This is a genomic window from Acidovorax sp. CCYZU-2555 (genome assembly GCF_018413525.1).
In the GTDB taxonomy this organism is placed as follows: domain Bacteria; phylum Pseudomonadota; class Gammaproteobacteria; order Burkholderiales; family Burkholderiaceae_C; genus Comamonas.
In genome coordinates this window covers 1-23305 of sequence record NZ_JAHCDD010000086.1, presented here as the reverse complement: position 1 = coordinate 23305, position 23305 = coordinate 1, and the positions used below count along the sequence as shown (strand labels likewise).

Below are 23305 nucleotides of genomic sequence, written 5' to 3'. Positions count from 1 at the left end.
TGCATGGCGCACCAGCCACAGCCGCGCGCTCATCCGGCGCTGCGCAGCACGGCGACGGCCGCACCCAGGTAAAAAGCGATTTCGCTGATCTGCTGGGTCGCGCCCAGGCAGTCGCCGGTGAAGCCCTGCAGGCGCTGGGCGAACCAGCGCGCGAGCCACAGCGCCGCCAGCGCGCTGCCCACCAGGCCCAGGCCCAGCGCCAGCGGCGGCTGGACCAGCACGTAGAGCGCCAGCGGCGCGACGCACCACAGGCCCGCGGCCACCAGCGCGCGGGTGCTGATCTGGTCGGCCAGGGGTTTGCTCTTGGAGCGCGCGGTGTCGCCCACATGCGGCAGCATGCGCACCAGGCACAGCGGCCAGAAGCGCGAAACCACATGCGCGACGGCCACGGCGGCGGCCGCGGCGGCCAGGCTATGGCTGCCCAGCACCGCGAGCAGGCTGATCTTGGCGAGCAGGGCCAGCACCAGCGCCAGCGCGCCATAGGCGCCCAGGCGCGAGTCTTTCATGATGTCGAGCGCGCGTTCGCGGTTCGCGCTGCCGCCCAGGCCGTCGGCCACATCGGCCAGGCCGTCTTCATGGAAGCCGCCCGTCATCCAGGCCGTGGCCACGCAGCACAGCACGGCCGCGGCCAGCGGCGCAAAAACGCTGGGCGCCAACGCCGCATGCACGGCCGCATAGGCGCCGGCGCCGAAAGCGCCCGCGATCCAGCCTATGCCCGGAAAGTGGGCCGCGCTGGCGCGCAGCATCGCCGGACTGAAGCCTACCCAGTCGGCGAGCCGCCCCGTGACCGGAATGCGCGTGAAGAACTGCAGGGCCAGCAGGAAGTGGCGCAGGGCTTGCATGGTCTGTTGCCTGCGGCGCGCGCGGCTTACTGCAGGAAGAGTCGGTAGGCCGGGTTGTGCGTTTCCTCGACCCAGGGGTAGCCCACGGAGGCGAGGAAGGCGTCGAACGCCGCCGCGTCTTCGGCCGGCACCTGCATGCCGACCAGGATGCGGCCATAGTCCGCGCCCTGATTGCGGTAATGGAACAGCGAAATGTTCCAGGTGGGCGCCATCATGCTGAGGAACTTGAACAGCGCGCCCGGGCGCTCGGGGAACACGAAGCGCAGCAGGCGCTCTTCCTGGGCCAGGGGCGAATGGCCGCCCACCATGTGGCGCAGATGCTCCTTGGCCATTTCGTCGAAGGTCAGGTCCAGCGCCTCGAAGCCGTTCTTCTGGAAGTTCTTCGCGATCTTTTCCGATTCGCCCTTGGCCGCCGTGGTCAGGCCGACGAACACATGCGCGCGCTGCTGGTGGCTGATGCGGTAGTTGAATTCGGTCACGTTGCGCTGGCCGCCGGGCAGCTTGCCCACGACTTCGCAGAAACGCTTGAAGCTGCCGCGCTCCTCGGGGATGGTGACCGCGAACAGCGCTTCGCGTTCCTCGCCGACTTCGGCGCGCTCGGCGACGAAGCGCAGCCGGTCGAAATTCATGTTCGCGCCGCACAGGATGGCGGCATAGGTCTCGCCCTTGGTCTTGTGCGTGGCGACATATTGCTTGATCGCGGCCACGGCCAGCGCGCCCGAAGGCTCGACGATGGCGCGCGTGTCGACGAACACATCCTTGATGGCGGCGCAGACCGCGTCGGTATCGACCACCACATATTCATCGACCAGATTGCGCGCGATGCGGAACGTCTCCTCGCCCACGAGCTTGACGGCCGTGCCGTCGGCGAACAGTCCGACATCGCCCAGCTCGACACGCTTGCCGGCCTGCACCGAGCGCGCCATCGCATCGGAGTCGCGGGTCTGCACGCCGATCACCTTGATGTCGGGCCGCACGGCCTTGAGGTAGTTCGCGACGCCCGAGATCAGTCCGCCGCCGCCGATGGCGACGAACACCGCATCCAGGCGCTGCGTGCCGAGCTTTTGCAGCTGGCTCAGCATTTCCATGGCGATCGTGCCCTGGCCGGCGATCACGTCCGGATCATCGAATGGGTGCACGAACGTCAGGCCCTGCTCCTGCTGCAACTGCAGCGAGTGCTTGTAGGCGTCGGAATAGCTTTCGCCGGCGAGCACCACTTCGCCGCCGAGTGCCTGCACGGCATCGACCTTGAGCTGGGGCGTGGTCGTGGGCATCACGATCACCGCGCGGCAGCCGAGCTTGCGCGCGCTCATGGCCACACCCTGGGCATGGTTGCCGGCCGAAGCGCAGATCACGCCGCGCTGCAGCTGCTCCTGGCTCAGGTGGGCCATCTTGTTATAGGCACCGCGCAGCTTGAAGCTGAACACCGGCTGCTGGTCCTCGCGCTTGAACAGCACCTTGTTGTGCAGCCGGCGGCTCAGGTTCTTGGCGGGCTGCAGGTCCGATTCGACGGCCACGTCATAGACGCGCGCGGTCAGGATACGGGTGAGGTAGTCGGCGGGAGTGAGGTGTTTTGTCATGGTCGGCAAAAGGCGAGCCTGCGGGTAGGCTGGGCCGCCATCATAGGCTTTTGGTCGTTTTTACGTGCGTTCGCGGCGGTTGTCAGCCGTGAAGCGAAGCGATCGGCCAAAAAAAAGCCCCAGGCGGTAAGGCCTAGGGCTGAATCCACCATTAGAGGAGGTGGAGGAGACAAGGGGTGCGATACAGGAATAATGTCCTGCAGTCTGCCTGAAAATTACAATCACATCAGGTAACGCTTGACGCAATTGTAGCGCAAATCATGCTGCGTTGCAGCAAAATCAGGGTTTACCGGAATGGCGATGCCATTTCGCAACAGTTAAAGCAAAGGAAACGGCATGGAATGCACAGTGAGTTGGACCGGGGCCAGCGGCACCCGTTCGGGAATGGGCTTTGTGGCGGAGACCGGCAGCGGTCACATCCTCGCCATGGACGGCGCGCCCGATGAGAAGAATCCGGAAAACGGTGGCCGCAACCTCGCGCCGCGCCCCATGGAAGCGCTGCTCGCGGGCACCGGCGGCTGCACCGCCTATGACGTGGTGCTGATCCTCAAGCGCGGCCGCCATGACGTGCGCGGCTGCAGCGTCAAGCTCACGTCGGAGCGTGCCGACACCGACCCCAAGATCTTCACCAAGATCCACATGCAGTTCACCGTGACCGGCAAGGGCGTGCCCGCGAGCGCCGTCGAGCGCGCGATTGCCATGAGCCACGAGAAATATTGCTCGGCCAGCATCATGCTGGGCAAGACCGCCGAGATCACGACGGGTTTTGAGATTATTGACACCCCCTGAGCGGCTTACGCCGCTTCCCCCTCTCATCCTTCGGTGGAGGGGGGCGCCCGGCTAGGGACGACAGCCTCGCTGCGGGGCGGCCCTTGCTCGCTGTCCCCTTCCTGAGTTGCGCCAGGTTCATAGGTTGTGCGCCATAAATAAGTGGGTCATACGTAATGCGCGGTAGTCGTCATCACCTTGGCGGCCGCGCGCATCAGATTCTGGACCGGAGGCGGCAGCAGCACCGCGCCGGCTTCCAACGCTTCGGCCGCATGCCGCTCCTCGTCTTCCTTCATGCGCTGCACCACCGCGCGCGACGCCTGGTCCTGCTCGGGAAGGCGATCGAGGTGGCTGCCCAGATGGGCCGATACCTGGTTCTCGGTTTCCACCACGAAGCCCAGGCTCACGCGGTCGCTGATCTTCGCGGCCACCAGGCCGATCGCGAACGCGCCCGCAAACCACAGCGGGTTGAGCAGGCTGGGCCGCTGGCCCAAGGCATCCAGGCGCGCGCGTGACCAGGCCAGGTGGTCGGTCTCTTCGCGCGCGGCTTCGATCAAATGGCCGCGCAGATGCATATCGCGCGTGACCATGGCCTGGGCGTTGTACAGCGCCTGGGCACAGACTTCGCCCACATGGTTGACGCGCATCAGTGCGCCCGCCAGTCGCTGCTCGGCGTCACTGAGGTCTGCCTCGGCAATGCCCTGAGCGGGCGAGGCCTGGGACGCCGCGGGGCGGGCAAACAGGGTGCGAAGCGCAGCGTCCGCTGCCGTCAAGATCTTGTCCATAGATATAAAAAGCTGTGCAAGGCGACAAAGCGCGGGCTGACCGAGGGCGGCGCCGCGAAGGCCGGGGCCGGGTGCGGCCCCTGTGCACGATTGTGCCGCGCATTGAAGCGGTGTTGCAACCGTGCAACGAAATCCCGGATTCCAGCGGCTTATCGGTGAATTGCTTTGCGCATCGGTCGGTCGTCTGTTGCAATAGCAAGAGCTTCCCCACCAGGAGGTTGGCGCGGGTAACCGGCGAATCCAGGGTCTGACCCTGCTCTTTTTGCCAACGCACCGACGCCCTCTGTTAAACCTTGGAGTAATTCGCAATGAAAAAATCCCTGATTGCCCTGGCCGTGTTGGCTGCTTCCGGCGCCGCCATGGCCCAATCCTCCGTGACCCTGTTCGGTATCATCGATGCCGGCATTGGTTACGTTGACAACGTCAATGCAGCTGGCGACAACAAGTACGGCGTGGGCACCAGCGGCAACGCTACCAGCCGCATCGGTTTCCGCGGCGTGGAAGACCTGGGCGGCGGTCTGAAGGCTGGTTTCTGGCTCGAAGGCGAAGTTTTCGCTGACGGCGGCAATCCTGATGGCCTGAACTTCAAGCGTCGTTCGACCGTTGGCCTGGAAGGCAACTTCGGTGAAGTGCGTCTGGGTCGTGACCTGGTTGCAGGCTACAACAAGACCAGCACGTACGATCTGTTCAGCCAAACCGGCATCGGCCAATTCTCCGGCTGGCGCAATTGGGACGGCGCTGCCGCCACCAATGGTGACGAAAACGGCATCCGTTCGAACAACCTGGTCAGCTACTACACCCCTAACTTCGGCGGCTTCAAGGCTGGCGTGAGCTACGGTTTCGACGAGCAAGCTACCGGCAAGGCTGGTCGCTATGCTGGCGGCAATGTGTCGTATGACAACGGCCCCATCAGCGTTGCAGTGTCGTATGACCGCCTGAACGTGATCGGCTCCGGCGTCCGCGGCGCTGGCGACCGTGACGCCCTGACCCTGGGTGCTTCGTACAACTTCGGCGTGGCCAAGCTGATCGGTATCGCTCAGCGTCAAGAGTACTCGTACGCTGCCGGCGCTGACCGCAAGTTCAACAACTACGCTCTGGGCGTGTCGGCACCTGTCGGCGGCGCTGGCGAAGTCAAGCTGCAATACGCACGCTACGACCAAAAGGCAACTGGCGGCGAAGCTGACCAACTGTCGCTGGGCTACGTGCACAACCTGTCGAAGCGCACTGCTGTGTACGGCACTGTTGCTTACCTGAAGAACAAGGACGGCTCGGCTCTGGGTCTGCAGTCCAAGGGTATCAACACCACTTCCGCAGCTAACGAAAAGCAAACCGGCGTGCAAGTCGGCGTGCGCCACTCGTTCTAATGACAGGCTGAGTTCGCTCAGCTTTTCTTAGAAAACAAAAAAGCCAGTCTTCGGACTGGCTTTTTTTATGGTGTTTTCGCTCTGAGGGAAATCGCTATCTAGGGAAAATCCTGCAGGGAAAACCTGTGTTGTGATGCTGCACTCGTGTCTAGGCGTAATAAAAGTGGGTACTTAGAATGGATTCTCCCAGCCACACTTTTATTCATAAAGAGAGACAGCAGCATGCAAAAATCGTTTGTGAAGAATGCCATCGCAATGGCCGCCTTGGTGGTTGCTACCCCTGTCGTATTTGCCCAGCAGGGCACCAGCAGCGTTCAGCTGTACGGCATTGTGGATGCTGCAGTGCGTCATACCAATAATGAAGGTGTCGGTGGAAATTCATCGCTGACGAAAATGATCGGTGGCGGCATGTCGCAAAGCCGCTGGGGTATTAATGTGACCGAAGATCTGGGTGGCGGTCTGAAGGCCATCGCCAATCTGGAAAATCGTTTCCTGACCGATTCGGGCTCGACCGCAACCGCCAACTATTGGCAGCAATCCTGGGTGGGCCTGCAAGGCGGCATGGGGCGCCTGACCATGGGTCGCCAGTACAACGTGCTGTTTGACCTGGTGACGTCGACATATTCGTCGTTCCCCTACTCGCCATACATGGAAGCCTACAAGCCCGAAATCGGCATGTCGCTGGGCGCGCGCGCCAACAACATGGTCAAGTACATGGCCGAGTTCGGCGCCGTGCGCGGTGCCTTGCAGTATTCGTTCGACGAGAAAGACGTGAGCGGCGCGAGCGCGAAGACCGCGGGCGGCTACCTGCGCTATTCGGCCAACGGCATTTCGGCCGGCATCGGCTACCAGAACTATGAGCTGCCGCAGAACGCCAAGGTGGACGCCTGGACGCTGGGCGGTTCCTACCGCATGAATGCGCTGTATTTCAACCTGGGCTACGGCCAGAACAAGCTCAAGGGCACGCCAGGCCCGGTCGATTCGGCGATCGTCGGCGGCATGTGGGGCGGCGATACCAACGGCGGCTTCACGCGCGGCGCGGCAGACAAGCGCCAGATGGCCAAAATCGGTTTCGGCTATCAATTCACTCCTCAGCTGAATGTCGGCATGCATTATTACCATGCCAAGCAGTCGGGCAGCCCCGTGGCCTCTGACAATGGCAAGGCCAACTTCCTGGTCGCGGTGGCCGATTATGCTTTCTCCAAGCGCACTGATGCCTATTTTGGTGTCGATTACACCAAGGTCAAAGGCGGCTCCAATATCGTTCTGGACCCGATCAGCCGCGCACGTGATCGCACCGGTATCACCGCCGGCCTGCGCCACCGCTTCTAAGCAAGGTAAATCCCCGCAAGGGGATTTTCATGCCAGCAGGGGTACCTATATTCGATGGCTGATTCATCGAATATAGGTGCCCCTGTTGTCATTCCTCTGATGTATATCGCTTGGCGTGCAAGCTGTCCTTCATTTTCTGCAGCACGGGCTGCAAGGGCTCGCCAATGCGCAGCGCAACGCAGGTCGCCAGCACATCGATGATCAGCAAATGCATCAAGCGCGAAACCATGGGGCTGTAGCGGTCGTAGCCTTCGGGATGGTCGGCGGCGAGCAGGATGTCGCACGTATGGGCCAGGGGCGAGCCGCTGGCCGTGATCGCAATCGTCGTCGCGCCGCGTTCGCGGGCGATATCGGCTGCATCCATCAGGTCGCGGGTGCGGCCGGAGTTCGAGATGATCAATGCGCAGTCGCCCGGGCCCAGCAGCGTGGCGCTCATCACCTGGATATGTCCGTCGCTGCTCGCCAGGCTGGTCACGCCCAGCCGGAAGAACTTGTGCTGGGCGTCCTGGGCGACGATGCCGGAATTGCCCGCGCCATAGAACTCGATGCGCCGGCCCTGCTGCCAGCTGCTGACGATGGCCAGCGCCGCGCGTTCGAGGTCGGTAACGCGCGCGGCATTGCGGTACTGCAGGAATGCGGCGACGGCGTTGTCGACGACCTTGACCAGCACATCGCCGGTCTTGTCATCGCTGTCGACGCTGCGGTGGATGAAAGGCACGCCTTCGTTGGCGTTGTTCGCGAGCTTGACCTTGAAGTCGGCCAGGCCGTCATAGCCCATGCTGCGGCAAAAGCGCACGACCGTGGGCTTGCTCACATGCGCGCGCTCGGCGAGCAGTCGCACCGGAAGCTGGGCAAAGGCCTGCGGGTCGGCCAGCACGAGACGCGCCACGCGCTGTTCGGCCGGGGCCAGTGAAGGCAGGGAGGCGGTGATGCGATCTAACATGAAAGTCCTGGGCAGTAAGCGCTGCAGCGCGCGGCGCTGCGTGCGTCAATGTAACCGCAGTTGCCGGCCCTGGCCGATCGCTGCATCGCTGCGCCTACACTGCGCATTTGTATCGTGCTGTATATGCCCGTTGGTGGCAGCTGCAGCACGGCGGCCGCAGCTTGTAAGATAACAAGGCTACAGCATCGTGTCAGATGGGTGCTTTTCAAGAATGGAACAGGTCATGAGTCAGCTCGACGCGCTTCGACAGTTCACCACCGTGGTGGCGGACACCGGCGATTTTCGCCAGATTGCACAATATTTGCCGCAGGATGCGACCACCAATCCGTCGCTGATTCTCAAGGCCGTGCAGATGCCCGAGTATGCGCCGCTGCTCAAGGCCACCGTGGTCCAGCGCCGTGGCCGGCCGCTGGACGAAATCATGGACCGCCTGCTGGTGCGCTTCGGCTGCGAAATCCTCGCGCTGGTGCCGGGCCGCGTCTCGACCGAAGTCGATGCGCGCCTGTCGTTCGATACCGACGCCACCGTGGCCCGGGCCGAACGCATTGTTGAGCTGTATCAAGCCGAAGGCGTGCATATCGACCGGGTGCTGATCAAGATCGCCTCGACCTGGGAAGGCATAGAAGCCGCGCGCCGCCTCGAGCAGCGCGGCATCCACACCAATCTGACCTTGCTGTTCTCGCTGTGCCAGGCCGTGGTCTGCGGCCAGGCCAAGGTGCAGTTGGTGTCGCCGTTCGTCGGCCGCATTTACGACTGGTACAAGAAGCAGGCGGGCGCGTCCTGGGACGAAGCCGCGATGGCCGGCGCGAACGACCCGGGCGTGCGCTCGGTGCGCGCGATCTATGCGCATTACAAGAAGTTCGGCATCGCGACCGAAGTCATGGGTGCGAGCTTTCGCAACCTCGGCCAGATCACGGCCCTGGCCGGCTGCGACCTGCTGACGATCGCCCCCGATCTGCTGGCCAAGCTCGCGGCCAGCGACGCGCCGCTGGAGCGCGCGCTGGTGCCCGAAGCGGCGCAGGCGCTCGATCTGCCCGCGCTGCATTACGACGAAGCGGGTTTCCGCCTGGCGCTCAACGCCGACGCGATGGCGACCGAGAAGCTCGCGGAAGGCATACGGGCGTTTGTCGCCGATACGCTGCAGCTGGAAACCCTGATGCAACAGGCGGCTGCATAGGATGACAGTGTTGTGCCATGAGACCGCGGCCTGGAAGGCGCTGGAGCGCCATTACCGGGAGGAAATGGCGGAGTTCGATATCGTCCAGGGTTTTGCCGACGATCCAGGGCGCCTCGCTGCATTGAGCCAGCAGGCGCCGCATGTATTCGCCGATCTGTCGAAGAACCGCATCACGCCCAGGACAGGAGAGCTGCTGACCGCGCTCGCACAGGAGTGCGGCTTGGTTGAAAGCCGCGACCGGATGTTCGCCGGCGCGCCCATCAATACGTCCGAAGGCCGGGCCGCGATGCACTGGCTGCTGCGCATGCCGCGTGACGGCGGGCTGCTGCGCGATCGCCCCATGGAAGCGCCGGTGCGCACCGCGCTGGACGCGGTGCACGACACGCTCGATGCGATGCTCGCGCTCGCCGAACAGGTGCGCTCGCGTCCCGAAATCACCGACATCGTCAACATCGGCATAGGGGGCTCGCATCTGGGCCCCGAAGTCGTGGTCAACGCGCTCGAAGACTGGCGCAGCCCCGACAAGCGTTTTCATTTCGTCTCGAATGTCGACGGCCACGAACTGGGCCATGTGCTGTCGCGCGTGCGCCCCGAGAGCACGCTGTTCCTCGTGGCGTCGAAGTCGTTCACCACGGCCGAGACCATGCTCAACGCGCACTCGGCGCGCACCTGGTTTTTGGCCAACGGCGGCACGCTCGAAGGCGACTGCGCGATTGCCGACCATTTCATCGCCCTGACCACCAATGTCGCCGCAGCAGCCGCGTTCGGCATTCGCCGCACGCTGGGCTTCTGGGACTGGGTCGGCGGGCGTTATTCGCTCTGGTCGGCCATAGGCCTGCCGATTGCGATCGCCGTCGGTGCCACGCATTTTCGCGCGCTGCTGGCCGGTGCGCATGCGATGGATGCGCACTTCGTGACTGCGCCGCTGGCGCGCAATCTGCCCGTGCGCCTGGGCCTGCTCGACATCTGGTATCGCAATTTCCACGGCTTTGGCAGCCGCTGCATCGCGCCTTACAGCCATGGCCTGCGCCGGCTCACGGCCTATCTGCAGCAGCTCGAAATGGAAAGCAACGGCAAGCAGGTGGACGCCCAGGGACGGCCCGTGGCCGTGGCGACCTCGGCCGTGGTCTGGGGCGAGCCCGGCACCAACGGCCAGCATGCGTTCTTCCAGATGCTGCACCAGGGCCCGGATGTGATTCCCGTCGAGTTCATCGCCATGCGCGATGGCGGCAAATACCTGGGCGCGCACCAGCACAGCCTGCTGATCAACGCCGTGGCCCAGGCGCAGGCGCTGATGGTCGGCCGCCGCCAGGAATCGAGCGAGAAGTATTGCCCTGGCAACCGCCCGAGCAATTTTCTGCTGCTGCAGCAGCTCGATCCGGCATCGCTGGGCGCACTGATCGCGCTTTATGAGCACCGGGTGTTCGTCACCGGCGCGATCTGGGGCATCAACAGTTTCGACCAGTGGGGCGTGGAACTGGGCAAGAACCTGGCGCGCGATCTGGCCGAACGCCAGGAGCGCGGCGACTGGCAGGATGTCGACGCGTCGACCGCAGGCTTGATGCGGCGGTTGATTGCAGCCGATCTGCCTTAGAGCGGATTGCACCGGCAACAAAAAACCCGCAGTTCTTTCGAACTGCGGGTTTTTTGTTGAGGTTGCTGGTTGCAGCAGGCCTTGCGACCTGCGGGACCGCAATTTCCCGGAAGGGAAATTACATGCCCATGCCGCCCATGCCGCCCATGCCACCCATGCCGCCGCCCATGCCGCCCATGTCGGCACCAGCGTCAGCCTTGGGGGCGTCGGCAATCATGCACTCGGTGGTCAGCAGCAGTGCTGCAACGGAAGCGGCGTTCTGCAGGGCAGTGCGCGTGACCTTCGTGGGATCCAGGATACCCATTTCGATCATGTCGCCGTAGGTGTCGTTGGCAGCGTTGAAGCCGAAGTTGCCTTCGCCCTTGAGCACGGCATCGACCACGACCGATGGTTCGCCACCGGCGTTGGCGACGATTTCGCGCAGGGGAGCTTCGATGGCCTTCAGGATCAGCTTGATGCCGGCGTCCTGGTCAGCGTTGTCACCCTTGATGGTGCCCACAGCTTGCTTGGCGCGCAGCAGAGCCACGCCGCCGCCGGCCACGATGCCTTCTTCCACAGCTGCACGGGTAGCGTGCAGTGCGTCTTCAACGCGGGCCTTCTTTTCCTTCATTTCGACTTCGGTGGCAGCGCCAACCTTGATCACGGCAACACCGCCGGCCAGCTTGGCCACGCGCTCTTGCAGCTTTTCACGGTCGTAGTCGGAAGTGGCTTCTTCGATCTGGATGCGGATTTGCTTCACGCGGGCTTCGATTTCAGCAGCTTGGCCAGCACCGTCGATGATGATGGTGTTTTCCTTGCCGATTTCGACGCGCTGAGCCTGGCCCAGGTCTTCCAGCGTGACCTTGTCCAGCGTCAGGCCGACTTCTTCAGCGATGACCTTGCCGCCCGTCAGGATGGCGATGTCTTCCAGCATGGCCTTGCGGCGGTCGCCGAAGCCAGGAGCCTTCACAGCCACAACCTTCAGGATGCCGCGGATGGTGTTGACCACCAGCGTCGCCAGGGCTTCGCCTTCGACGTCTTCGGCAACGATCAGCAGGGGACGACCGGCCTTGGCGACTTGCTCCAGCGTGGGCAGCAGGTCACGGATGTTGCTGATCTTCTTGTCGAACAGCAGCACGAAGGGGTTGTCCAGGATGGCCGATTGCTTTTCCTGGTTGTTGATGAAGTAGGGCGACAGGTAGCCGCGGTCGAATTGCATGCCTTCAACGACTTCGAGTTCGTTGTCCAGGCTCTTGCCTTCTTCAACCGTGATCACGCCTTCCTTGCCGACCTTGTCCATTGCGTTGGCAATGATCTGGCCGACGGACTCGTCGGAGTTCGCGGAGATCGAACCGACCTGGGCGATTTCCTTGGAAGTGGTCGTGGCCTTGGATTGGGCCTTGAGCTGCTCGACCAGAACGGTCACAGCCTTGTCGATGCCACGCTTCAGGTCCATGGGGTTCAGACCAGCGGCGACATACTTCGAACCTTCGCGCACGATGGCCTGGGCCAGCACGGTAGCGGTCGTGGTGCCGTCACCGGCGATGTCGTTGGTCTTGGAAGCCACTTCCTTCACGAGCTGGGCGCCCATGTTCTGCAGCTTGTCCTTGAGTTCGATTTCCTTGGCCACGGACACACCGTCCTTGGTCACGGTGGGAGCGCCGAACGAACGCTCGAGCACCACGTTGCGGCCCTTGGGGCCCAGTGTCACCTTGACCGCGTTGGCCAGGATGTTCACGCCTTCAACCATGCGGGCGCGCGCTTCGCCACCGAAAACTACGTCTTTAGCTGCCATTTTGATTCTCCGAATTCAGTTAACTGGAATGCTGGGAAGGAGAAGATTTACTTCTCGACGACTGCGAACAGGTCGTCTTCCTTCATCACCAGCAGTTCGTCGCCATCGACCTTGACGGTCTGGCCGCTGTACTTGCCGAACAGAACGCGGTCGCCGACCTTGACGTTCAGCGCGATCAGTTCACCCTTGTCGTTCTTCTTGCCCGGGCCGACGGCCAGGATCTCGCCCTGGTCAGGCTTCTCGGCGGCGTTGTCGGGGATAAAGATGCCCGAAGCAGTCTTGGTTTCGTTTTCCAGGCGCTTGACGATCACGCGATCGTGCAGGGGACGAAGTTGCATAACATCTCCAAATATCAACAGGTTTGAACAACAGCCTCGCGGTGCGCGGCATTCGAAAGAGCCTGGGGCTGGGTGCTGTTAGCACTCGACCCCAATGAGTGCTAATCATACGGCGATTTTTTGCAGTTTCAAGTGTTTTGCTGCAAGAGGCCTGGTGCGGGGTGGGGATTGACGGCCGCATCGGCCGGCGCGCTGGCCATCATCATGGTGGGCACGGCCAGCGGCAGCCCGGCGTTCTTGAAGTCGTCCAGTATGGTGAACAGCAGGTCGCTGCGCACGCCGCCCGCCAGGCGCGGGCTGGCGACATAGGCGATGGCCTGAAAAATCAGGCTGCCGTTCTCTATGCCTTCCAGGCTCAGCGACGGTTCGGGCGTTTCGAGCACGCCGGGGTGGGCGCGGCACGCGGCCAGCATCAGTTCGCGCACCAGTTTGGCATCGGTCGACAGCGGCAGGGGCAGGCGTATCAGCACGCGGCCTTCGGTCGCGGTCAGCGTCATGTTGCGCACGGTCTTGGTGATGAACTCGGAGTTCGGCACGATGACGGTGGAGCGGTCGCCGAGCTGGATTTCGGTAGCGCGCACGTTGATGCGCTTGATGTCGCCTTCGGTCGTGCCCAGGATCACCCAGTCGCCGACCTTCACGGGCCGCTCGGCGAGCAGGATCAATCCGGAGATGAAGTTCTGCACGATGGCCTGCAGGCCGAAGCCTATGCCCACCGACAGCGCGCTGGCGATCCAGGCGATGCGGTTGATGCCTATGCCCATGGCCGACATGCCGGCCGCGACCACCAGCACGATGCCCACGTAGTTGAGCAGCGTGGACAGCGAGCTTTGCATGCCCGGCTCCATGGTGGTGGTCGGCAGGTAGCGTTCGCGCAGCCAGTTGCGGAACACGCGCAGCGCGACGAAGCCGCCGACCAGCACCGCCAGCGCGCTGAAGATGGCGCCGGGCTTGATCTGGAACTCGCCAATCGTGAGGCCGGCGCTGATGCGGTCGGTCTGCTGCAGCACTTCGTCGGGCCGCGTGCCCAGTTGCGCGCCCAGCGCGATCAGCATGTAGAGGAACAGCAGCACGCGCGCCACGGCCGACAGCACCACGGCGGCCTGGTCCAGCGTGGACGGCGCGAAGCCGAAGCTTTTTTGCAGGCGCTGGCCGAAGTCGCCGCGCGCCGACAGCAGCGCCATGCACAGGTCGTCGGCGAACTTGAACAGCACGTAGAAGCTGATGGCCACGAGCCCGGTCCAGGCCAGCTGCGTGGCGACCAGGCTGGCGACGCTGATGTAGCCGATGGCGACCATCAGCACCACGCCCAGCAGCGCCAGCGTGACCAGGCCCAGCATCAGGCCCACCCACAGCGGGCGCGGCTCGGGCGGCTGCTCGGCGTCCGCCTGCTCGGGCGTGTGCAGCCGCGTGAGCGTGGCCGCGATCAGCAGCACCAGCGCCAGCGCGGTGATGCCCTGGCAGGCGCGCAGCGCGGCGATGCTGAGCTCGGAAATGATGGTCACCTGCGTGGGCACCCAGACCAGCACGCCGACCAGTGCCACCAGCCAGGGGTAGGGGCGCAGCCGCAGCGACAGCGCATCGGGCAGGGACGGCAGGCGCCACGACGGCCGGGCGTTGGCCAGCAGCGCGCGGCCCAGGCTGGTCACGAAGACGATGTACAGCACCGACTCGTCGACCAGCGCCACGAGCTTGCCCGACAGCGGGCCGAAGTCGGCGCGCGCGCGCACGGTCTGCAAGAAGCCTTGCAGCGCCAACGCCACCACCACCATGTTGACGGCCACGATGGCGATGACCAGCAGCGAGCGCCGCAGCCGCCCGCCCGGCAGCACGCGCTGCGCCAAAAGAACCAGGCCGCGCTCGGCCAGCAGGTCGCCCACGGTGATCACCAGCAGCGCCAGTGCCAGCGCCAGCAGCACCGGGCCGCGGTTTTCGGGCGTCGCCAGGCGCGCGCCCGCGGCGCGCAATTCCTCGACCATCGGAGCCAGTCGTGCGCGGTCGTCGGGCCAGGCCTGCCCCAGTTCGTTCCAGAACGCGCTGCCCAGCGGCGACGGTGCGCGGTTGGTGAGCTGTGCCTGGAACAGATCGCGTTCGCGCGTGCGCAGCGCCTCGCTGCGCTGCTGGGCGTCGACCACGATCAGCCGGGCCAGCTTGACGTCGGCATCGACCGCGTCGCGCTCGCGTGTGAGCGTCTGGCGCTGGCGCTTGATGTCGGGGTCTTCGGTGGCGCCGGCGGCCGGTGCCGCGCCCAGCTCGCTCAGCCGTGCATTCAGGTCCTTGAGCTCGCCGGTGCGCGCTTCGATGATGCGCTTGGCGCTCGCGCTCAAGGCGGCGTAGCTGGCCTGCAGCGCGCCCACGGCGTCGTTGCCCTCGGCGGTCGTGGGCAGGCGTTCGAACTGTTTGCGCAAGGTCTCTACATTGGGTAGCGGCTCCTCGGCGGCCAGCGCTGGCGCGGGCGCGCCCGGCACGGCCGCTGCCGGTGCGGTGACCGGTACGGCGTCAGGTGCCGTGGCGGCGGGCTGGGCCTGAACCGTGGGCAACGCCAGGCAGGACAGGAGGGCAAGGGCGAGGGCGCAGCGGTGGATCCAGGTCATCGAGGCCATCATAGGGAGGCCGCTGCGCCCGCGCGTGGCTATGCCTGCATATGCAAGAGGTCTATCGGTTTGCCGACGCGGCGCGCAGTGCAACGGGCGCGCTGTGTTGTCCGGCCACAACGGGCGCGCAAGAAAGGTACAGGCCACTCCTGGCACACGGCGCAGCGGCTTCCCTCTGGCAACCGCATCGCACTGTTCGCCAGTTCGAAAAAAGGACTCCAGTCTTCTCTGTGGACAAAGTGGATTGTTATGGATGTAAGGACATGATTCATTAAAATTAACGCGAATCATTTCTAATTTCATTCATGAAAACACCATCGTTTGTCCTGCGCCCCACCGTCGGCGCCATCGCTTTGTGGGCGACCGCCTGTACCGTGGGTGCGCAGCAGGTGCCCGCGCCCACGCTTGAAACGGTGACCGTGGAGGCCAGCGCCGATGCGTCGGCCGAAGGCCTGGCCAAGCCGTTCGCCGGTGGACAGGTCGCCAAGGGCGGGCGCGTGGGCCTGCTGGGCCAGCAGGACGTCATGGACACGCCTTTCCAGCTGACCAGCTACACCAGCACGCTGATCCGCGATCAGCAGGCAAAGAGCATAGGCGAAGTGCTGCTCAACGACCCGTCGGTGCGCGGTGCGCGCGGCTTCGGCAATTTCCAGGAACTTTATGTGCTGCGCGGCCTGCCGATGTATTCGGACGACCTCGCCTACAACGGCCTGTACGGCCTGCTGCCGCGCCAATATGTCGCAGCCGAATTCTTCGAGCGTGTCGAAGTGCTGCATGGCGCCAGCGCCTTCCTCAACGGCGCGGCCCCGGGCGGCAGCAATCTGGGCGGCTCGATCAACCTGATGCCCAAGCGCGCCGGCAATGATCCGCTGACCCGCGTCGATCTGGGCGTGCAATCGGGCGGCCAGGCTTCGGCCGCGGTCGATCTGTCGCGCCGCTTCGGCCCCGACAACAGCACCGGCCTGCGCCTGAACGCGGTGCGCCGCGATGGCGGCACGGCGATCGACGGCGAAGACCGCAGCCTGACCGCCGTGGGCCTGGGCCTCGACTGGCGTGCGCGCGATGTGCGCGTCTCGGCCGACGTCGGCTACCAGAAGGACAAGCTCAAGGCCGCACGCCCCAGCGTGACGCCAGGTGCGACTTTCATTCCCGATGTGCCCGACAACAAGACCAACTACGCCCAGCCCTGGACTTATTCCAATGCCGAGGACCTGTTTGCGACCGCGCGCGCCGAGTGGGACATCAACGACCAGATCACGGCCTGGGCCGCGGGCGGCGTCAAGCGCGGCAAGGAAGACAACTCGCTGACCACGCCTTCGATGGTCAACAGCTCGGGCGCGGCCAACACCACGCGTTTCGACACCAAGCGTGAAGACGATACCGTGACCGGCGAAATCGGCCTGCGCGGACGTTTCGTCACCGGTGCCGTCAAGCACCAGGTGGTGGCTTCGGCATCGTGGTTCCGCCATGAGGAACGCAATGCCTGGTCGTACAACTTCTCGCCCGTGCCTATCAACATCTACAACCCCGTGGGTTCGGCACCCCTGGCCAACACGACGGTCAGCGCCAACATGAACAATCCGCTGCGCGCGGCGGTGGACAACCTGCAGAGCTACGCGCTGGCCGACACGCTGTCGTTCTATGACGAGCGCGTGCTGCTGACGCTGGGCCTGCGCCACCAGACGATAGAACAGAAGAGCTTCAACAACGCGACCGATCTGCAGACCGGCAGCTACAAGAAGTCGGCGACCACGCCGGTCGCCGGCCTGGTGTTCAAGGTCACGCCCCAGGTGTCGCTGTACGGCAATTACGTCGAAGGCCTGATCAAGGGTGAAGTCGCTCCGGCCACGTCGGGCAACCTGCCCCTGCTCAACGCCGGCCAGGTGTTCTCGCCCTACAAGGCAAAGCAGAAGGAAGTCGGCGTGAAGTGGCAGCAGGGCGGCCTGGGCGCGACCGCTGCGCTCTATACGCTCGACAAGCCGGTCACCTATGTGCAAAACCAGATCTTCGGCGAGTTCGGCACGCAGCGCTACCGCGGCCTGGAGCTGAATGTGTTCGGCGAACCCGTCAAGGGCCTGCGCATTCTGGGCGGCGTGAACTTCACCGACGCCAAGCTCAAGACCACGCAAGGCGGCGTGTACGAAGGCAACAACGCGATCGGTGTGCCGCGTCGCCAGCTGACGCTGGGCGGCGACTGGAATGTGCCCGGCGTGCAAGGTCTGGCGCTGAACGCGCGCGTGATCCACACGTCGAGCCAGTACGCGAATGCGGCCAACACGCTCAAGGTCAAGAGCTGGACGCGTACCGACCTGGGCGTGCGTTATCTGATGGACATCGGCAACGACCGTCTGCTGACGCTGCGCGCGCGTGTCGACAATGTGTTCGACAAGCAATACTGGGCTTCGGTCGGCGGCTATCCAGGTTCCAACTACCTGGTGCAGTCGAACCCGCGCACGTTTGCCATCAGCGCCAGCGTCGACTTCTAAAGGTAGCGTTGCATGCGTGAGTTCTGGACCGTGGTCCACCGCTGGCTGGGCCTGACCGCGGCGTTGTTCCTGATCGTTGCCGGCGCAACCGGCGCGGTGATTTCGTGGGACCACGAAATCGATGAATGGCTCAACGCCGACATCATGCACACGCCGGGGCGCGGCACGCTGCAGAACCCGCTGGCGCTGGCCGCGGCCGTCGAGGCCGACGACCCGCGCGTCGAGGTGTCGTACATGACGCTGGCGCTGGAAGAGGGGCATGCGGCCTCCTTCCTGGTGCGGCCCAAGAAGGACCCGGCCACGGGCCGGGCCCATGTGCTCGACTACAACAACGTGTTCGTCGACCCCGTGACCGCGAAGATCACGGGCCACCGCGACTCCAAGAGCATTGCGCTGAGCAAGCGCAATCTGATGTCGTGGCTGCGCCACCTGCATGAAAGCCTGCACATGCCGGCTTTCTGGGGCAGCGACCGCTGGGGCTTCTGGCTGATGGGCGGCATCGCGCTGATGTGGCTGATCGACAGTTTCGTCGCGTTGTACCTCACGCTGCCGCGCCGCCTGGCCGCGCGCCGCGAGGCGCCCGCAGTCGCGGCGCCGAAACGCGGCTGGTGGAAGCGTTGGCAGCCGTCGTGGATAGTGCGCTGGCGCGCGGGCGGCTACAAGCTCAACTTCGATCTGCACCGCGCGGGCGGGCTGTGGGTCTGGGCGATCATCATCGTCGTGTCGTTCACCTCGTTCTCGCTGAACCTGTACCGCGAAGTGTTCTATCCGGTGATGAGCCAGATTTCCAAGACCACGCCCGGTCCATACGAAACCATCAAGCCAGCGCCTTTCGGCAGCTTCATCGAACCGAAGATTTCGTTTGCCTCGGCCATCGATATCGCGCGCGCCGAAGGCCAGCGCCAGGGCTTCGAGTTTGCGCCGGGCGGCATCTGGTATGGCGGCGACTTCCCGTTCTACAACATCTCGTTCTTCGATCCCACGGACGAGATGGGAACCGGCGGCATGGGCATGTCGAACATCTACGTGAGCGCCGACAACGGCGAGGTGCTGGGCATGTACCGGCCCTGGCATGGCTCGGCGGCCGATGTGTTCGTGCAGCTGCAGCTGCCGCTGCATTCGGGTCGCATCCTGGGCATGACGGGCCGCATCATGATGTCGATCATGGGCGTGTTCGTGGTGATGCTGTCGATCACGGGCATCGTGATCTGGGAGCGCAAGCGGCGCGCGCGCAAGGCCACGGCGCGGGCGCTCGTGGCCAGCGCGGCCTGACACAGAAACCGCCTCAAGGCGGTTTTTTCATGGGCTCCATCCCGGGGTGTCCGCAGCCGTCTGTTCCTTTATCCACTCGCGAAACGCCTTGAGCGGCGGATACCAGGCCTTGGACGCGGCGCAGGCGAGGTAATAGTTGCCCTGGCTGCGGCTGCGCACATCGAGCGCCGACACCAGCTCGCCACGCTCGACTTCCGCCCTGAACAGGAATTCCGGCAGCAGCGCCACGCCCAGACCGGCGCAGGCCGCCTGGGTGGCCGTGGCGAATTGGTCGATGCTGATGCCGCCCACGTTCGCGCCTTGAACGCCTTGCGACTCGAACCACTGGGCCCAGGCGTGCGGGCGCGAAGCCAGGTGCAGCAGCGGCGCACGCAGCACGTCCTGCGCGGACTCAAACCTGTATTGCGCCTTCAGCTTCTTGGAGCAGGCGGGGAAGATCGTCTCCTCGAACAGGAAATCCAGTTCCGCGCGCGGCCATTCGGGTGCGCCGTAGTGGAAGGCCGCATGCACATCGTGGGCCTCCATGTTGAATGGCTCCAGCCGCGTCACCAGATTGAGCGTCACGCCGGGATTGCGCTGCACGAAGCTGGGCAGCAACGGCGCGAGCCAGCGCGTTCCCATGGTCGGCAAGATGGCCAGCGTCAATGTGCCCGTGCCCGGACTGGCCTTGATGCGCAGCGTCGAGTTGCCAATGTCGCGCAGCGACTGGCGAATCTCCGCCGCATAGATTTCGCCCGCGGGCGTGAGCCGCACGGCCTGGCGTTCGCGCACGAACAGCGCCACGCCCACGATGTCTTCGAGCGCCCGGATCTGCCGGCTGACCGCGCTTTGCGTCAGGCTCAGCTCATGCGCGGCGCTGGTGAACTTCTGCAGGCGCGCGCAGGCCTCGAAGGCCACGAGCAAGCCCATGGGCGGGAGATATTTCCGTGAATTCATGATTTTTGGGAATGCTGCTTCCTTGGATTCCCATTCTAGGTAAATGCCTCATACGGGAATCTACGTACAAGCGGTCTGCGATGGGAATCAGCCATTCCAATTGCGAATGCCTGGGTTCCAAACCATTGATTGACGTCAAGAAGGCCGCTGTCGATGATTCGCTCAGCTTCATTACAACGAGAGAGACATACCGTGGCCCAGATCATTTCGCGCAAACACTTCCTCCGCTCTGCCGCACTGCTGGGTGCCGCCCTGGCGCTGCCCGCTGCGGCCATGGCCGATACCTTCCCCAGCCGGCCAGTCAAGCTGGTGGTGCCGTTCGCTCCGGGCGGCAATACCGACGTGGTGGCGCGGCTGATCGCGCAAGGTCTGACGGAGTCGCTGGGCCAGCCGGTGATCGTGGAAAACATCGCGGGCGCGAACGGCTCCATCGGTGCGAGCCGCGTCGCGACCTCGCCCAACGACGGCTACACGCTGCTGTTCGGCACGGCGGGCACGCAGGCGATCAACCCCAGCCTCTACAAGAACCAGAGCGAGAAGACGCTCGATGATTTCGAATACATCGCCCTGGTCACGTCGATCCCCAACGTGCTCGTGGTCAACGAAACCAAGACGCCCGTGAAGACCGTGGCCGAACTCGTGGCCCAGGCCAAGGAGCGCCGCACCGGCATGAGCTATGGCTCGCCGGGAACGGGCTCGACCGTGCACCTGTCGGGCGAGCTGTTCAAGAGTGCCGCGAAACTGGATCTGGTGCATGTGCCGTACAAGGGCAGCGCGCCCGCGCTGACCGATCTGATCGGCGGCCAGATCGACCTGATCTTTGAGAACATCACGCCCGCGCTGCCGTTCATCCAGGGCGGCCGGCTCAAGGCGCTGGCCGTGACTTCGGCCGAACGCCTGCCGCTGCTGCCCAATGTGCCCACCATGAAGGAAAGCGGCTTTCCCTCGTTCGTCACCGCCACCTGGAACGGCGTGCTCGCGCCCAAGGGCACGCCGCGCAGCGTGACGCAGAAGGTCGAAGCGGCCTTGCTGAAAGTGGCATCGAGCGCCGACTTCAAGGCGCGCGTCGCGGCCCTGGGCGGCGAGTCGCGTCAGCTGGGCGCGACGGCATTCCGCGACTTCGCACGCACCGAGTTCAAGCATTGGGGCGGCATCATCCAGGCCGCCAAACTGGAAAAACAATGAGCCAATCAGTCCCTGAAATGGCCAGCGAACTGATCACCACGCTGGCCGCCATCGTCGGCGCCAGCCATGTGCTGAGCGGCGACGACCTGGCGAGCTACGAGCAGGACTGGCGCGGTCGCGCCAAGGGCAAGGCGCTGTGCGTGGTGCGCCCCGGCACGACCGCTGAAGTGGCGCGCGTGGTGCAGGCCTGCGCCGCGGCGCGCGTGTCGCTCGTGCCCCAGGGCGGCAACACCGGCCTGGTCGCGGGCTCGGTGCCCGACGCCTCGGGCGCGCAGGTGGTGCTGAGCCTGCGCCGCATGGCGGCGCTGCGCGCCATCGATCCGCAGAACATGACGATCACCGTCGAGGCCGGTTTCATTCTGCAGTCATTGCAGGAAGCCGCCGATGAAGCTGGCTTTCTGTTCCCGCTGAGCCTGGGCGCCGAAGGCAGCTGCACCATTGGCGGCAATCTGGCGACCAATGCGGGCGGCACCCAGGTGGTGCGCTACGGCAACGCGCGCGAGCTGTGCCTGGGCCTCGAAGTGGTGACGGCCCAGGGCGAAGTCTGGGACGGGCTTTCGGGCCTGCGCAAGGACAATACTGGCTACGACCTGCGCGACCTGTACGTGGGCAGCGAAGGCACGCTGGGCGTGATCACGGCCGCGACGCTGCGGCTGTATCCCAAGCCCGCGGCCCAGCTCACGGCCTGGGTGGCAACGCCTTCGCTCGAGCATGCCTGCGAACTGCTGGGCCTGGCGCACCAGCACCTGGCCGCGGGCCTCACGGGCTTCGAAGTGATGAACCAGTTCGCGCTGAGCCTGGTCGACAAGCATTACCCGCATCTGCGCGTGCCGATGTGGCAGCAGACGCCCTGGTGCGTGCTGATCGAAATCTCGGATGCGGAATCGGAAGCCCATGCGCGCGGCCTGTTCGAGCAGATGCTCGAAGCCGCGCTGGAGCAGGGCCTGATCGCCGACGCGATCATCGCCGAGAACATCCGCCAGGCGCATGACCTCTGGCATATCCGCGAGAGCATCACGCTGGCGCAGGTGGAAGAGGGCTTCAACGTGAAGCACGACATCTCGATTCCCATCTCGCTGATTCCGGCGTTCGTGCGCGAGGCCGACGCCGCGCTGGCCGCGGCCTTCGACGGCATACGCTTCGTGAACTTCGGCCACCTGGGCGACGGCAATCTGCACTACAACATCCAGTCGCCGGCCGGCGTCGATGCCAAGGCGTTTGTCGCGCAATACGAAGACCAGGTCAGCGCCATCGTCTACGACACCGTGAGCAAGTTCCGCGGCTCGATCTCGGCCGAGCATGGCATCGGCGAACTCAAGCTGCACAAGCTGCCCCAGCACAAGTCGGCGACGGCGCTGGCGCTGATGCACACCATCAAGAACGCGCTCGATCCTCTCAATACCCTGAACCCGGGCCGCGTGCTGCAAGCCTGACCTTTCGTTGCTTTGAATTCTCCGACCACCATGTCCTCTTTCGTGAACTCCGACCAGATCCGCGATCTGTTTTCCCAATCCATGTCGGCGATGTACCGCCAGGAAGTGCCGCAATACGGCACCCTGCTGGAACTCGTCGCCGACATCAATCGCGCCACGCTGGAACAGAATCCCGAACTGCGCCAGCAGCTGCAGGATGCGGGCGAACTGGACCGCATCGACGTCGAGCGCCATGGCGCGATCCGCCTGGGCACGCCCGAGGAGCTGGCGACGATGCGGCGCGTGTTTCGCGTCATGGGCATGCACCCCGTCGGTTACTACGATCTGTCGGTTGCGGGCGTGCCCGTGCATGCGACGGCATTTCGCCCCGTCGATGACGCGGCGCTGCGCATCAACCCGTTTCGCGTCTTCACTTCGCTGCTGCGCCTTGAACTGATCGCCGACCCCGCGCTGCGCGCCCAGGCCCAGGAAATTCTGGCCAAGCGCCGCATCTTCACGCCGCGCGCGCTGGAGCTGACGCAGCAATGCGAGACCGCGGGCGGCCTGGACGCGCAGCAGGCGGCCGAGTTCGTGCACGAAGCCACGCAGACTTTCCGCTGGCACAGCGAAGCCACGGTGAGCCATGAGACGCATCGCCAGCTGAATGCCGCGCACCGGCTGATTGCCGATGTGGTGTCGTTCAAGGGCCCGCACATCAACCACCTGACGCCGCGCACGCTGGACATAGACGCCGCCCAGGCCGAGATGCCGCGCCGCGGCGTGGCCGCCAAGGACGTGGTCGAAGGCCCGCCGCGCCGCCGCCATCCCATCCTGCTTCGCCAGACCAGCTTCAAGGCGCTGGAAGAACCCATCGTGTTCGCGGGCGACGGCGCCGCAGGCGCGCATACCGCGCGCTTCGGTGA

The 23305-nt window shown here is 64.6% G+C and carries 18 protein-coding genes; 10 read left to right on the top strand and 8 right to left on the bottom strand.

All coding sequences use genetic code 11. The annotated features are described in order from the left end of the window. Nucleotides 1-29: 29 nt before the first annotated feature. Complete coding sequence (cobS, locus tag KHY18_RS23075; RefSeq protein WP_213305514.1) at nt 30-842, bottom strand: adenosylcobinamide-GDP ribazoletransferase; 813 nt, start codon at nt 840-842, stop codon at nt 30-32. Nucleotides 843-868: 26 nt separating this feature from the next. Further along, nucleotides 869-2422, bottom strand: coding sequence for a threonine ammonia-lyase, biosynthetic (gene ilvA / locus KHY18_RS23070; RefSeq protein ID WP_213305511.1), 1554 nt, complete (start codon nt 2420-2422; stop codon nt 869-871). A gap of 336 nt (nt 2423-2758) precedes the next feature. Here ilvA and KHY18_RS23065 point away from each other — a divergent pair, with 336 nt between their 5' ends. Next, nucleotides 2759-3211, top strand: a complete 453-nt coding sequence (locus KHY18_RS23065; protein WP_213305508.1) for an OsmC family protein — start codon at nt 2759-2761, stop codon at nt 3209-3211. Between the two features lie 146 nt (nt 3212-3357). Here KHY18_RS23065 and coq7 read toward each other — a convergent pair whose 3' ends face one another. Next, a complete protein-coding gene (coq7, locus tag KHY18_RS23060; RefSeq protein ID WP_213305505.1) occupies nt 3358-3975 on the bottom strand; it encodes a 2-polyprenyl-3-methyl-6-methoxy-1,4-benzoquinone monooxygenase in 618 nt (205 codons plus the stop codon). Nucleotides 3976-4283: 308 nt separating this feature from the next. On the opposite strand from coq7, the gene KHY18_RS23055 reads away from it, so the two are divergent. Both KHY18_RS23055 and KHY18_RS23050 read left to right on the top strand, forming a co-directional pair. Beyond that, nucleotides 4284-5339 (top strand): porin, encoded by a 1056-nt coding sequence (locus tag KHY18_RS23055; protein WP_213305502.1) that lies wholly within the window; start codon nt 4284-4286, stop codon nt 5337-5339. A 222-nt stretch (nt 5340-5561) separates the two neighbouring features. After that, nucleotides 5562-6671, top strand: a complete 1110-nt coding sequence (locus tag KHY18_RS23050) for a porin (RefSeq protein ID WP_213305500.1) — start codon at nt 5562-5564, stop codon at nt 6669-6671. 88 nt (nt 6672-6759) lie between these two features. On the opposite strand, the gene KHY18_RS23045 is transcribed toward KHY18_RS23050, so the two are convergent. Further along, nucleotides 6760-7614: a MurR/RpiR family transcriptional regulator gene (locus KHY18_RS23045; protein WP_213305498.1), complete on the bottom strand. Its 855-nt coding sequence runs from the start codon at nt 7612-7614 to the stop codon at nt 6760-6762. A gap of 223 nt (nt 7615-7837) precedes the next feature. On the opposite strand from KHY18_RS23045, the gene tal reads away from it, so the two are divergent. Both tal and pgi read left to right on the top strand, forming a co-directional pair. Next, a complete protein-coding gene (gene tal / locus KHY18_RS23040) occupies nt 7838-8791 on the top strand; it encodes a transaldolase (RefSeq protein ID WP_213305496.1) in 954 nt (317 codons plus the stop codon). 1 nt (nt 8792) lies between these two features. Beyond that, nucleotides 8793-10385 (top strand): glucose-6-phosphate isomerase, encoded by a 1593-nt coding sequence (pgi, locus tag KHY18_RS23035; RefSeq protein ID WP_213305494.1) that lies wholly within the window; start codon nt 8793-8795, stop codon nt 10383-10385. 118 nt (nt 10386-10503) lie between these two features. Here the strand turns inward: pgi and groL are convergent, their stop codons facing one another. The 3 genes from groL to KHY18_RS23020 all read right to left on the bottom strand — a co-directional run bounded on the left by groL (nt 10504) and on the right by KHY18_RS23020 (nt 15091). Next, nucleotides 10504-12159, bottom strand: a complete 1656-nt coding sequence (gene groL, locus KHY18_RS23030; protein ID WP_213305492.1) for a chaperonin GroEL — start codon at nt 12157-12159, stop codon at nt 10504-10506. Nucleotides 12160-12206: 47 nt separating this feature from the next. Next, entirely contained in the window at nt 12207-12497 is a 291-nt protein-coding gene (locus KHY18_RS23025; protein ID WP_119558898.1) for a co-chaperone GroES, read from the bottom strand. A 128-nt stretch (nt 12498-12625) separates the two neighbouring features. Then, nucleotides 12626-15091, bottom strand: a complete 2466-nt coding sequence (locus KHY18_RS23020) for a DUF3772 domain-containing protein (protein WP_213305490.1) — start codon at nt 15089-15091, stop codon at nt 12626-12628. A gap of 305 nt (nt 15092-15396) precedes the next feature. On the opposite strand from KHY18_RS23020, the gene KHY18_RS23015 reads away from it, so the two are divergent. Continuing rightward, complete coding sequence (locus KHY18_RS23015) at nt 15397-17577, top strand: TonB-dependent receptor (protein ID WP_213305487.1); 2181 nt, start codon at nt 15397-15399, stop codon at nt 17575-17577. A gap of 12 nt (nt 17578-17589) precedes the next feature. After that, nucleotides 17590-18849 (top strand): PepSY-associated TM helix domain-containing protein, encoded by a 1260-nt coding sequence (locus KHY18_RS23010; RefSeq protein ID WP_213305484.1) that lies wholly within the window; start codon nt 17590-17592, stop codon nt 18847-18849. Between the two features lie 27 nt (nt 18850-18876). Here the strand turns inward: KHY18_RS23010 and KHY18_RS23005 are convergent, their stop codons facing one another. Beyond that, a complete protein-coding gene (locus KHY18_RS23005) occupies nt 18877-19788 on the bottom strand; it encodes a LysR family transcriptional regulator (protein ID WP_213305520.1) in 912 nt (303 codons plus the stop codon). 189 nt (nt 19789-19977) lie between these two features. Between KHY18_RS23005 and KHY18_RS23000 the strand changes: the two genes are divergently transcribed. The 3 genes from KHY18_RS23000 to KHY18_RS22990 form a co-directional block, all read left to right on the top strand. Then, the gene (locus KHY18_RS23000) at nt 19978-20970 is read left to right on the top strand and encodes a Bug family tripartite tricarboxylate transporter substrate binding protein (protein ID WP_213305481.1); all 993 of its coding nucleotides are present in this window, start codon (nt 19978-19980) and stop codon (nt 20968-20970) included. Beyond that, nucleotides 20967-22403: an FAD-binding oxidoreductase gene (locus KHY18_RS22995; RefSeq protein WP_249729331.1), complete on the top strand. Its 1437-nt coding sequence runs from the start codon at nt 20967-20969 to the stop codon at nt 22401-22403. The genes KHY18_RS23000 and KHY18_RS22995 overlap by 4 nt, the downstream gene beginning before the upstream one ends. A 30-nt stretch (nt 22404-22433) precedes the next feature. Then, on the top strand, nt 22434-23305 hold an 872-nt coding region (locus tag KHY18_RS22990), incomplete at its 3' end, for a VOC family protein (protein WP_213305478.1).